Here is an 11,076-nt window from a genome sequence, read left to right as displayed (position 1 = left end):
CACGTGCACCCCGTGCGCGTCCGACAGGAGCGCCAGGTCCACCCGGTCGTTGATGAGGCACACCGCGCCCGCCCGCCGGCACAGGGCCACCACCGCTCGGGCCGCCGCCAGGGCCTCCCGGGGAGGGGTGTGTTTCATGCGCAGCTGGAGCATCCGGGCACCGCCCTGAAGCAGCTGTCCGGCCTTGTCCACCAGGGGCAACTCCGGGCGGATGCTGTCGTCGCACAGCAGGTACGGGCCTTGGGGAAGCGGGGGGCGGGGCGAGACGTTCATCGGTTTCCGGGCCTGGGGACACCAGCGTTGACAGGCGCCCCTCCTGCTATAAGGTGCCGCGCTGTTTTCCAAGCAATTCCGAGGATTTGAATCATGGCTGATGGCATCAACCCGAAGCACCTCGACAAGCGCACCGCCGACCGCTACCAGCGCAGCGGCCAGGTGGACGAGGACGCGTACAAGAAGCACCTCGAGGAGCTGCCGGACGTGGCCGACAAGTCCGTCCCCATCGAGACGCTGATGGATGGCGACATCGACGACGACTTCGATGACGAGGACGACGACGAGGATACGGACGACGACGCCTCCGACGAGGATGAGTCGGACGAGGACGAGTCGGACGAGGACGAGTCGGACGAGGCGGACGAGCCTGCTGGCGAAGAGGACAAGGCGTCCGAATGAGCCCTTCGGAGAAGCGGGGTGAGACCTTCGTGATGACGGGGGATGCGAGCCCCGCCTCCGAGGAGTCCCTGTCGTTCAGCACCTTCATCGTCGGACTGGGCTCCGCCGTCCTCATCCACCTGGGTGGGGCGCCGAACCCGGAGACGGGCCGCCTGGAGAAGGACCTGCCTTCGGCCCGGCAGAACCTGGACCTCCTGGCGATGCTCCGCGAGAAGACGCGCGGCAACCTCACCGCGGAGGAGGAGAAGCTGGTGGACAACCTCCTGTCCGACCTTCGCATGCGCTACGTGGAGGCAAGCCGGAAGTGAAGCCTCGTGAAGTCACCCGCCCGGGGGGATTGCCCCGGGGCGTGCGGATCGCCGCCGGGCTGTGCCTGATGCTCTCCACCCTGACGGGGTTCCTCGCCTGCAGCGAGGCCTCCGTCATGATGAACTTCGAGGCCCACCGCGAAGCGCAGCGGGAGCACACCCCCACCATTGCCCTGCTGGGCAAGGACCCCGCCGTCACCCAGGCCATCATGGAGGCGCAGCTGTCCGCGCTCTCCCCCATGCGCGAGTCGCGCGCCCTGGTGCTGACCGGGCTGACGGTGGCCTGCACCCTGCTCTTCTTCGCCTCCAGCCGCATGCTGCGCTCCCCCGACGGCGTCCCCCGGGATGGCTTCCGGCAGCTGCTCGGCGGCGCGGGCATCTTCGCAGCGCTGATGCGCACCATCGACGGGGCCCAGTGGACCGTCGTGGCCCGCCACACCAGCCAGGCCATGGTGGAGGGGCTCAAGGGCCTGCCGGAGTTCCAGGACCCGGCCACGGCGCAGCAGCTCTACGCGCTCGTCCCGTCCCTGATGACCCTCAGCGCGGTGCTCCCCACGGTGCTCGTCGCCGGTGGCTTCGCCCTGCTCGCCCAGTACTTCCGCAGCGAGGGCGTGCGGGACGCCATCGTCACGCTCGACGGGCCGACGGAAGAGCCCTGAAGTCCGGACAGGGCTGACGCGGCGCGGCGCTGAAAGGCCGTCCGTGCTGCTTCAGCCCGCGTCCGTCTCCGCGCGGGGCAGCGCGGGCCCCAGGAGCAGCGCCTCCAGGGCGGCCATCGCGTCCGCTTCAGAGCCGGCGGCCGTGCCCTCCAGGGGCAGCACGCGGGCCAGCGGGGCCTGGGGGATGCGCAGGAGCTCGTCCCGGGTCAGGCCGAACACGTACGCCAGGTGCCCCATGGGCCAGCGGGACTGGAGGCGGGCGAAGGCCTCGTCGTCCAGCTCCTCCAGGGGACACGGCAGCTCCGCGTCCTCGTACACCACCTTCTCCCCACCCACCCGGCGGCCGTTGCCGTAGGCGATGACTTCCTCGCCCTCGTCCGCGTCGTACACGTAGGCGTGCACGGTGGCGTTGGCGGCGGCGGACAGGAGGCGGGCCAGGGCGTGGTGCGCCGCGTACCAGTGGGCACCCTGCCGACCCTGGGAGAAGGGCCCCAGGAAGGCCAGGCGCACCACCTTGCGGCGGCGGTTGATGGTGACGCGCAGCGCCGTGGCGGCCGGGACGCTGTCCATCGACAGGGCCTCCCGGGCCAGACGCACGAGCGCCAACCCGGAGAAGGTGTCGAGTCGAACGAGATAGCCGCCGTGCGCGTCCAGAGTGAAGCCCCCGAGGATGGGCGCCGCCTATAACCGACCCCCCCACCCCCTGGCAACTTCGCCACCACGATTACCCGGCCGCTTCCAGCGGCTCAAAGTATTCCAGGGAAATCGCCGGGCATACGGGCAGTGTCGCCTTGCCAAGGGGTCCCCGGCCCTTACGTTGAGGTCATGCGACTCGACAAATACACGGTGAAGGCGCAGGAGGCGATCCAGGAGGGTCAGTCGCTGGCCCGCCGGGCCGACAATCCCCACTACGAGCCGGAGCACCTCGCCGCGGCACTGCTGGGGCAGAAGGACGGCATCGTCGACCCTCTTCTGCGCAAGATTGGCGTGGACGTGAAGCTGTTCGCGGGCCGGCTGGGCGAAGCGCTCCAGAAGCTCCCCCGCATCCAGGGCGGCGAGAGCGCCATGCTCAGCCAGCGCCTGATGAAGACCTTCGACAAGGCCGAGGACGAGGCCAAGGCGCTGAAGGACGAGTTCACCTCGTCCGAGCACCTGCTGCTCGCGCTGGCCCAGGACAAGGGCGCCGTCGGCGAGGCCATGAAGTCCTCCGGCGTGACGCGCGAGCGCGTGCAGGCGGGCCTGAAGGAAGTGCGAGGCTCCTCGCGCGTGACGAGCGCGGACGCGGAGTCCACCTACCAGGCGCTGGAGAAGTACGGCCGCGACCTCACGGAGGCCGCGCGCGCCGGCAAGCTGGACCCCGTCATCGGCCGCGACGAGGAGATCCGCCGCTGCATCCAAGTGCTCAGCCGCCGCACCAAGAACAACCCGGTGCTCATCGGTGAGCCGGGCGTGGGCAAGACGGCCATCGCGGAAGGGCTCGCGCGCCGCATCGTGGACGGCGACGTGCCGGAGGGCTTGAAGAACAAGCGCCTCATCACCCTGGACCTGGGCTCCATGGTGGCCGGCGCCAAGTTCCGCGGCGAGTTCGAGGAGCGCCTCAAGGCGGTCCTCAAGGAGGTCTCGGACGCGGCGGGCGAAATCATCCTCTTCATCGACGAGATGCACACGCTCGTGGGCGCCGGGAAGGCCGAAGGCGCCATGGACGCGGGCAACATGCTCAAGCCGGCGCTCGCGCGCGGCGAGCTGCACTGCATTGGCGCGACGACGCTGGATGAGTACCGCAAGCACATTGAAAAGGACGCCGCGCTGGAGCGCCGCTTCCAGCCGGTGTTCGTGGGCGAGCCCACGGTGCACGACACCATCAGCATCCTGCGTGGCCTGAAGGAGCGCTACGAGGTGCACCACGGCGTGCGCATCCAGGACTCCGCGCTCGTCGCGGCGGCCACGCTCAGCCACCGGTACATCTCCGACCGCTTCCTGCCGGACAAGGCCATCGACCTGGTCGACGAGGCCTCCAGCCGCCTGCGCATCGAAATCGACTCCATGCCCACGGAGATCGACGACATCCGCCGCAAGGTGACGCAGCTGGAAATCGAGCGCGAGGGCCTGCGCAAGGAGACGGACCCGCACTCGCGTGAGCGCCTGGCCACCATCGAGAAGGAGCTCGCGAACCTGAACGAGAAGTTCAACTCGCTCAAGGCCCACTGGGACGCGGAGAAGAAGGCCATCGCGGCCCTGCGCTCTCTCAAGGAGAAGCAGGAGAAGGCGCGCAACGACCAGGCCGCTGCCGAGCGTCAGGGCGACCTGAACCGCGCGGCGGAGCTGAAGTTCGGCGTCATCCCTTCGCTGGAGAAGGAAGTCACCGCGCAGAACGAGAAGCTGGCGGAGCTTCAGAAGAACCAGAAGTTCCTCAAGGAGGAGGTGGACTCCGAGGACATCGCCTCCGTGGTGGCCAAGTGGACGGGCATCCCGGTCTCCAAGCTGATGGAGGGCGAGATGCAGAAGCTGGTCAAGATGGAGGACCGGCTCGCCGAGCGCGTGATTGGCCAGCGCACCCCGATTGAGGCCGTGTCCAACGCCGTGCGCCGCGCGCGCAGCGGACTGCAGGACCCGAACCGCCCCATCGGTTCGTTCATCTTCCTGGGCCCCACGGGCGTGGGCAAGACGGAGACGGCGAAGGCGCTGGCGGAGTTCCTCTTCGACGACGACACGGCCATGGTCCGCATCGACATGTCCGAGTACATGGAGAAGCACGCCGTGTCCCGGCTCGTGGGCGCGCCCCCGGGCTACGTGGGCTACGAGGAGGGCGGCCAGCTGACGGAGGCCGTGCGCCGCAGGCCGTACACGGTGGTGCTCTTCGACGAAATCGAGAAGGCACACCACGACGTGTTCAACATCCTGCTGCAGATCCTCGACGAGGGCCGGGTGACGGACAGCCAGGGCCGCACGGTGGACTTCCGCAACACGGTGCTCATCCTCACGTCCAACATCGGCTCGCAGGCCATCCAGGAGGGCATGGCGGGCACGGACACGCTCAACGAGAAGACGCGCGGCGAGGTGATGGAAGCGCTGCGCAGCCACTTCCGGCCGGAGTTCCTCAACCGCGTGGACGAAATCGTCATCTTCGAGCCGCTGCGCAAGAAGGACATCTACCGCATCGTGGACATCCAGCTGGGCAAGCTCCAGAAGCTGCTCCAGGCCAAGCGCCTCACGCTGGACCTCACGGAAGGCGCGCGGGAGCTGCTGGCGGAGCGCGGCTACGACCCGACGTACGGCGCCCGGCCGCTGAAGCGCGCGGTGCAGAAGTACCTGTTGGATCCGCTCGCCATCAAGGTGCTGAACGGCGAGTTCGCGCCGGGCGAGCACATCCAGGCGGACGCCGGCCCCGACGGGCTCACCTTCGGCAAGGTGCTGGTGGACAACTCGAAGGGCGTGAAGCAGGCGGAGTAGCCGGCTGCACGCACCGGTGATTCACGGCGGGCCGCCTTCCCTCACCGGGAGGCGGCCCGTGGTGTTTTCAGGTGCGGCGGTGCTTGTCGTAGAGCGCGTCGCGCCACGCGAGCAGGTCCGGGAAGCGCGCGGCGAGCCCCGAGTGGGTCCACACCTCGCGCGTGCCCGGCCCCATGGGCAGGTGCCGGTCCGCGGGCGGCCCCAGCAGCACGAGCATCGCCGCGGTGGTGATGTCCGCGTAGGTGAAGCCCGCGTCCAGCAGATAGGGCCGGCCCCCCAGCGCGGCGCGCAGCTTGTCGTAGGAGGGGGCGACGGCGGCCTCGATGGCCTCCGGCGAGCTGTCCGCCACCTGGTGCTTCTTCACCACGTAGCGCATGCCCAGGCGCGCGGAGGGCGCGAACACCGGACGCAGCCAGCCGGGGACGAACTTCGGCAGCATCTCCGCCTGGGCTCGGGAGTTCGTCAGCATGCGCGGCATGGCGTAGGCGCGCGCCAGGTCCAGCACGTGTTCGCTGGTGTCGTTCCACGCAGTGATGGTGTCCACCTGCGCGGCCGGGAAGAGCGGTCTGCCCTGCCCCACTCCTTCCGCGTGCTTCGCGATGGCGAACGAGCCGTGCGTGGCCGGCTGGGGCGGGTCCACGAGCAGCGGCACGGAGGGCTTCACGCCCGGCGCCACCTGCTTGCGCAGCCAGCGCTCCTGGATGAGGGGGACATAGTCCTGGTAGCGGTAGGCGACGCGGTGGTGGTCCAACGCCCACCGGGCCTTCTCCGTCCAGCCCGACGAGGTCAGTCCGACGAGGATTCGCATAGGGGGCGGCACCCTAGCAGCCTCGCGCGCCTCAGCGCTCTCGCAGGAACGCGTCCAGTTCGGAGAGCTTGAGCAACCGGGGCTCGGCGGTGGGGAGCACGGCGTCGCGGGCGGCGGTGGCCAGTGCCCGGGCCCGCTCCGGCTCCAGGTGGGCCTTGCGCAGCGCGCGGGCCAGGATGAAGCGGATGTTGGCCATCTCCAGGGGCGGGGCGGCCGTCTGACTCCAGGCCTCCAGGGAGCGCTCCCCCCACTTGCGGGCCTCGTCCACCTCACCGCGCGCCAGGGACAGCTCGGCCATCATCTCCTCCATCTCCATGGGAGGCCGGGTCTCTTCGCCCGCGAGCTTGTGGTGCAGGGCCAACAGCTCACGCGCCACGTCCCGGGCCTCGTGGAGCTGCTTCGCCCGGGTGAGGGTCACGGACAGGACGCGCAGCGATTCTCCCAGCTCGGTCTCCCCCTTCAGCTCCCGCACGATGGCCACGCTGCGCTTCGCTTCCGCGACGGCGCGCTCGGACTGCCCCAGCCGCATCCAGGCTTCCGCCTGGCATCGCGACGGCGCCGCGAAGATGGGATCGCTGCGGCCATCGGCCCGGGCCGCAGCCACCTCCTCTTCCATCTCCTGGAGCAGCACCTGGGCGTCCGCCACCCGGCTCTGGTTCATGAGGATCTGGGACAGGTTGGTGCCCGAGCGGATCCGGAAGATGGAGCCCTTGGGGAACAGCTGTTTGTAGATGACCCGGGCTTCCAGCATGCGGCGCTCGGCCTCGTCGTAGCGCCCCATGCGGAAGGCCGCCGCGCTCAGGTTCGCCCGCAGGCCGGCGACGTAGCGCTGGGGCTGGTGGTCGGGGCCGTAGATGCGCTCATAGCGGCGCAGGGTCTCCAGGAAGGCCTCATACCCCTCCTCGTAGCGCCGCAGCTCCACCAGGGTCCCGCCCATGTTGTTGATCGTGATGGCGACCTTCGGGTGGTCCGGGCCGTAGGCGGCCTCCAACACCTTCCTGGCGCGCTGGATGGTGGCAAGCGCCTCCTCCGCGCGCCCCATCGACCGCTGGGTGGAGGCCATCGTGAGCAGCGCGCGGGCGAGCCGTGGCGAGTCGCGGCCGTGCAATCGCTCCTGGAGCGCCAGCGCCTGCTGAAGCACGGGCAGCGCCTCCGACGAGCGCGACTGCTGCTCCAGCGAGTTGCCCTCGTACGCGAGCAACTGGGACTCCAGCTCCAGGTTGCCGCCGGACCGCTCCAGGAGCGCCCGGGCCTCGTCGGCGTGGGCCTTGGCCTGCTCCGGACGCTGGGTCACCTCGCCGTCGACGAAGACCTGGAAGACGACGGCCTCCGCGGCGCGCAGGTCGTCGCGCCCGGACAGTGACGCCAGCATCGCGCGGCGCAGCGCCGGTTCCGCGGCCTCGTCTCGCAGGAAGGCACGGGCTTCGCCTTCGATGAGCAGGGCCTCCCCCAGGAGCGGCTTGTAGCCCAGCGTCTCCGCCTCCTTCACGATGGGGGCGACGCGGTCCACGGCGTCCTGCCACCGGTCCGCGCCCAGGCGGGCCCGCGCGTCGTCCAGCTTCGCGTAGGCGGCCTTCACGCGAGCGGCGACCTCGGGCCGTTCCGGAGGGGGCACCGGCTGGGACAGGGCCTCCACGTCCGCGCAGCGCGACAGCGGGCTCAGCGCCTGCGCGGCCTCTGGAGCGCTGGCGACGCCCACGCGGTCCGAGGAGAAGAGCACCTCCGTGAGCGCGGTCAGCTCCCGGCGGCGGCGCTCCAGGCAGTGGGTCCGCAGGTCCAGCACCGCGGTGGACTGCGTGCCGTGTTCGTGCGTGGCCAGGCACGCGTCGCGGCGGCTGTCATTCCAACCGGAGGCATAGGCATCCAGCGTCCGGGCGGTGGCCTCGTAGGCGGCGACAGCGTCCGGCGCGCCCGTGGCCTGGAAGGCCTTGAGCAGCACCGCCTTGCGGTCCGCGTCCCAGATACCCTGGAGCCGCGTGGGGTCATCCGCGCAGGGCGACGGGCCTCGGGCGAACACCACCGCGGCCGCGATGGCGAGCAGGCCCGCTCCCACTCCAGCGGCTGCCATCTTCGCGCTGGTGCGTGGGAAGGCAGCGCGCTCCAGCGCGTCGAGCAGGACCGTCATGGAGGGATGGCGGGCCCCGGGCTCCGGTGACAGTCCGCGCACGATGAGCGCGTGCACGGCGCGTGGGACATTGCTCCGGTTCGCCAGGCCGCCGGCCTCAGTGGAGGAGGGCTTCTGGCCGTGCAGCCCTTCGTACAGCGAGACGCAGAATGCGTACTGATCCGACCGCGCGTCCGCGGGGGAGCCCGTGAGCACCTCCGGCGCGATGTACCCTGGCGTGCCCGCGACGCTGGTGACCAGAGGGGCGCCCTTCGGAGACGCGGCGTTGCCCGGGCCGACCATCGGAGACGCGGCGTTACCCGGGGTGCCCTTCGGCGACATGGTCTCGCCCGGAATGGCTATCGGCGACGAGGCCTCGTCCGGGGCACCCTTAGGCGACGCGGCATCTCCTGGGGCGCTCCTGGGCGACGCGGTCTTGCCGGGCCCCAGCGCTGTGGCATCTGCTTCTTCGGAGGACTCCAGGCGGGCCAGCCCGAAGTCCGTCACGCGGGCGCGGCCCTCCTTGTCCACGAGCACGTTGTCCGGCTTGAAGTCCCGGTGCACGACGCCCGCCGCGTGCGCCGCCGCGAGCCCCCTGCCCGCCTGGAGGTAGAGCCGCACCACGTCGCGCCACGGTCGGGTGGCCTCCAGCAGGTGCTGGCGCACGGTGCCGCCGTCCACCAACTCCATCGCGATGAAGACGACGTCCCCGAACGTCCCCACATCGTGCACGGCGACGACGTGCGGGTGGCGCGTGCGCGCGGCGGCCTGGGCCTCGCGCAGGAGCCGCTCTGTTCCCCCCTGGGAGCCGCTGGCGGAGGTCGGCGCGCGCAGGAGCTTCAGTCCGATGCGACGGTCGAGGCTTGGATCATACGCCGCGTGGACAACGCCCATGCCTCCCGCACCCAGCCGCTCCAGCACCACGTAGCGGCCCAGCAGCGTCCCCTGCGCGACCTGGGGGATGCGCGACTTGACGGAGCGGGTGAACGGCTCCGACACCGCCACGGCCGTGCGCGCGGCGTGCACGTCCGGCGCTGGGACGGCGCGCACGCGCAGGAAGTCCGCCAGGGCCTCACGGCAGGACGCGCAGGTGTCCAGGTGGCCTTCGGCGCGCTCGCGCAGGGACTGGGACGGAATGCCGTCCGCGAGGTCGAGCAACTCGACCTCGTCGAGGTGGGCGGTGGACTCGGGCATGGAGGGAATCACCCTTCCTTCAGGAGGGACGCGAGGCTGATCTCCAGGCTGCCGTCGAGCACGCGCAGCAGGCTGTCCAGCTGAGAGGTGTTGAGCGCGAGCCTCCGGGCCAGGCCCTGCCGGGTGTGCTCCAGGAGCGCTTCGCGCGCCTTCGCCATCCACCGCGACACCGTGGACGCATGCACCTGGTGCAGAGCGCCCAGCGACTCCACGCCCAGGCCCTGCACCAACCCCATGCGCAGCAGGTTGCGGTCGCGCGGCGCGAGCGCGGCCAGGGCCTCCGTGAAGGCGGCGCGGAAGGCGGGACGGTAGCGGTGGCGGATGTGCTCCAGCTCCGGATCCGTCGCGCCCAGGTCCGCGGCGATGAGCGCGTCATCCAGCGGCGTGCTCCGGTCCGGCTTGCGCTTGAGCGACAGCGCGATGCCCAGCGCCACGGCCTCCGCCCACCGCCGCAGCGGCCCCCGGCCCGCGTACTCCGTGAGGCGCGGAGCTCGGCCGCCCTCCTCCACCAGGAGCCGCAGGCGCGTGAGCTGGAGCACCTCGTCCACGAAGGCGTCTGAGTCCTCCACGCGGCGCACCGCTCGCCCCGCGGGCACCAGTACTGCGGACTCCAGCACATCCAGCGCGGCCCGCTGCCCCTCCACCGACGCCAGCGCCAGATACAGGTCCTCGCAATGCAGCGCGGACAGGGCCTGCGCGAGGGGCTCGCTCGGCGGCGTGTGCAGCCCCAGATGCGCGACGAAGGCCTTGGGAGCAAGCCTGACGCCAGGCCAGGCTGCCTCGCAACGCTCGAGGATGCCCATCAGGATGGGCGCAAGCGCCGTGTCCTCCTCGGAGGACAGGGTTCGCGCGGCGGTCCCCCGGAAGGCCGCGACCAGCTCGGATGGAATGTGGGCCATGGCAGCAGGGCGGGTCTCCCAAGGACCAGCCCGGACCGGAACGTTAGCGAATGCCCGGGTCGGGGCGGAAGGCCCCATCCGCTCACACGCCCGGCAGGAAGGCGTCGGACCCAGGCCCCAAGCGTTGACGCCGGAACACCCGGAGCAGGAAGTCCACCCATCAGGTCGTCCGCACGCGGGTCCGGTGGCAATCCAACAGGACCGCGAATCACGCACGCGGGCCGCGCATCCGACCGGCGCTTGCAGTCGTGGGACTCACTTTCCGGACGAGGACGACATGAAGATCGGAATCATTGGCGCGGGATTCATCGGTGGAACCCTGGCTCGGCGGTGGACGCAGCTGGGCCATGAAGTGTCCATCGCGAACTCACGCGGACCGGACACCCTGCGCGACCTCGCGAAGGAGACGGGCGCGAAGGCCGTCACGGTCGAAGAGGCGGCGAAGGCCGGCGAAGTCGTCGTCGTGACCATCCCCCAGAAGGCAATCCCTGACCTGCCGAAGGGCCTGTTCGCGAACGTGCCGAAGGACGTCGTGATCATCGACACGGGCAACTACTACCCCGTGCGCGACGGCAGCATCCCGGAGCTGGAGAACGGCAAGGTGGAGAGCGAGTGGGTCGCCTCGCTCATCGGCCGCCCCGTCATCAAGGCCTTCAACAACATCTTCTTCCAGAGCCTCCTGGAGAAGGGCCTGCCGAAGGGCACGCCCGGCCGGGTGGCGCTGCCCATCGCGGGGGATCCGCCCGAGCACCGCGCGAAGGTGCTCAAGCTCGTGGAGGAGCTGGGCTTCGACGGCATCGACGCGGGAAGCATCACCGATTCGTGGCGCCAGCAGCCCGGCACGCCTGTCTACACCCACGACTTCGATGCGTCGGGCGTGAAGAAGGCCCTCGCCGAGGCAGAGCGCTCGCGCCTGCCGGAGTACCGCAAGAAGGCCGACGACTCGCTGCGGGCCTTCTTCGCGTCGCAAGGCTGAGCG

10 protein-coding genes are annotated in these 11,076 nt (G+C 70.5%); 5 read left to right on the top strand and 5 right to left on the bottom strand.

What is annotated here, in order from left to right; genetic code table 11:
- On the bottom strand, positions 1–273 hold a 273-nt coding region (locus tag D7Y11_RS22730), incomplete at its 3' end, for a thiamine phosphate synthase (RefSeq protein ID WP_199753765.1).
- Positions 274–366: 93 nt separating this feature from the next.
- Here D7Y11_RS22730 and D7Y11_RS22725 point away from each other — a divergent pair.
- From D7Y11_RS22725 to D7Y11_RS22710, 3 genes are read left to right on the top strand one after another with little or no spacing between them, the layout of a single operon-like run.
- Entirely contained in the window at positions 367–675 is a 309-nt protein-coding gene (locus D7Y11_RS22725; protein WP_199733990.1) for a hypothetical protein, read from the top strand.
- Positions 672–983 (top strand): DUF1844 domain-containing protein, encoded by a 312-nt coding sequence (locus D7Y11_RS22715; protein ID WP_120581667.1) that lies wholly within the window; start codon positions 672–674, stop codon positions 981–983. The genes D7Y11_RS22725 and D7Y11_RS22715 overlap by 4 nt, the downstream gene beginning before the upstream one ends.
- The gene (locus D7Y11_RS22710; protein WP_169822750.1) at positions 980–1,642 is read left to right on the top strand and encodes a hypothetical protein; all 663 of its coding nucleotides are present in this window, start codon (positions 980–982) and stop codon (positions 1,640–1,642) included. Before D7Y11_RS22715 ends, D7Y11_RS22710 begins: the two co-directional genes overlap by 4 nt.
- Positions 1,643–1,693: 51 nt before the next feature.
- On the opposite strand, the gene D7Y11_RS22705 is transcribed toward D7Y11_RS22710, so the two are convergent.
- Positions 1,694–2,212, bottom strand: a complete 519-nt coding sequence (locus tag D7Y11_RS22705) for a hypothetical protein (protein WP_169822751.1) — start codon at positions 2,210–2,212, stop codon at positions 1,694–1,696.
- A 255-nt stretch (positions 2,213–2,467) separates the two neighbouring features.
- Here D7Y11_RS22705 and clpB point away from each other — a divergent pair, with 255 nt between their 5' ends.
- Positions 2,468–5,092, top strand: coding sequence for an ATP-dependent chaperone ClpB (clpB, locus tag D7Y11_RS22700; protein WP_120577881.1), 2,625 nt, complete (start codon positions 2,468–2,470; stop codon positions 5,090–5,092).
- Positions 5,093–5,159: 67 nt separating this feature from the next.
- Here the strand turns inward: clpB and D7Y11_RS22695 are convergent, their stop codons facing one another.
- Genes D7Y11_RS22695 through D7Y11_RS22685 form a run of 3 tightly spaced genes read right to left on the bottom strand, consistent with a single transcriptional unit; the run spans position 5,160 to position 10,097 of the window.
- Positions 5,160–5,900 carry a glutathione S-transferase C-terminal domain-containing protein gene (locus tag D7Y11_RS22695; RefSeq protein ID WP_120577882.1) on the bottom strand — a complete coding sequence of 247 codons (741 nt, stop codon included), beginning with the start codon at positions 5,898–5,900 and terminating at the stop codon, positions 5,160–5,162.
- A gap of 31 nt (positions 5,901–5,931) precedes the next feature.
- Complete coding sequence (locus tag D7Y11_RS22690; protein WP_126934757.1) at positions 5,932–9,198, bottom strand: serine/threonine-protein kinase; 3,267 nt, start codon at positions 9,196–9,198, stop codon at positions 5,932–5,934.
- An 8-nt stretch (positions 9,199–9,206) separates the two neighbouring features.
- Positions 9,207–10,097, bottom strand: coding sequence for a hypothetical protein (locus D7Y11_RS22685; RefSeq protein WP_158641982.1), 891 nt, complete (start codon positions 10,095–10,097; stop codon positions 9,207–9,209).
- Positions 10,098–10,374: 277 nt separating this feature from the next.
- On the opposite strand from D7Y11_RS22685, the gene D7Y11_RS22680 reads away from it, so the two are divergent.
- The gene (locus D7Y11_RS22680; protein ID WP_126934755.1) at positions 10,375–11,073 is read left to right on the top strand and encodes an NADPH-dependent F420 reductase; all 699 of its coding nucleotides are present in this window, start codon (positions 10,375–10,377) and stop codon (positions 11,071–11,073) included.
- Positions 11,074–11,076: the final 3 nt, after the last annotated feature.

This window comes from Corallococcus sp. AB018, from assembly GCF_003986945.1.
GTDB lineage: Bacteria > Myxococcota > Myxococcia > Myxococcales > Myxococcaceae > Corallococcus > Corallococcus exiguus.
The sequence above is the reverse complement of the archived record's forward strand: the minus strand, read 5'-3'. Positions and strand labels throughout refer to the sequence as shown.

Bases quoted from the DNA above. Each gene is read 5' to 3' on its own strand.
- D7Y11_RS22680 (WP_126934755.1), top strand. From the start codon at position 10,375: ATGAAGATCGGAATCATTGGCGCGGGATTCATCGGTGGAACCCTGGCT.
- D7Y11_RS22695 (WP_120577882.1), bottom strand. From the start codon at position 5,900: ATGCGAATCCTCGTCGGACTGACCTCGTCGGGCTGGACGGAGAAGGCC.
- D7Y11_RS22705 (WP_169822751.1), bottom strand. From the start codon at position 2,212: ATGGACAGCGTCCCGGCCGCCACGGCGCTGCGCGTCACCATCAACCGC.
- clpB (WP_120577881.1), top strand. From the start codon at position 2,468: ATGCGACTCGACAAATACACGGTGAAGGCGCAGGAGGCGATCCAGGAG.
- D7Y11_RS22685 (WP_158641982.1), bottom strand. From the start codon at position 10,097: ATGGCCCACATTCCATCCGAGCTGGTCGCGGCCTTCCGGGGGACCGCC.
- D7Y11_RS22690 (WP_126934757.1), bottom strand. From the start codon at position 9,198: ATGCCCGAGTCCACCGCCCACCTCGACGAGGTCGAGTTGCTCGACCTC.
- D7Y11_RS22715 (WP_120581667.1), top strand. From the start codon at position 672: ATGAGCCCTTCGGAGAAGCGGGGTGAGACCTTCGTGATGACGGGGGAT.
- D7Y11_RS22725 (WP_199733990.1), top strand. From the start codon at position 367: ATGGCTGATGGCATCAACCCGAAGCACCTCGACAAGCGCACCGCCGAC.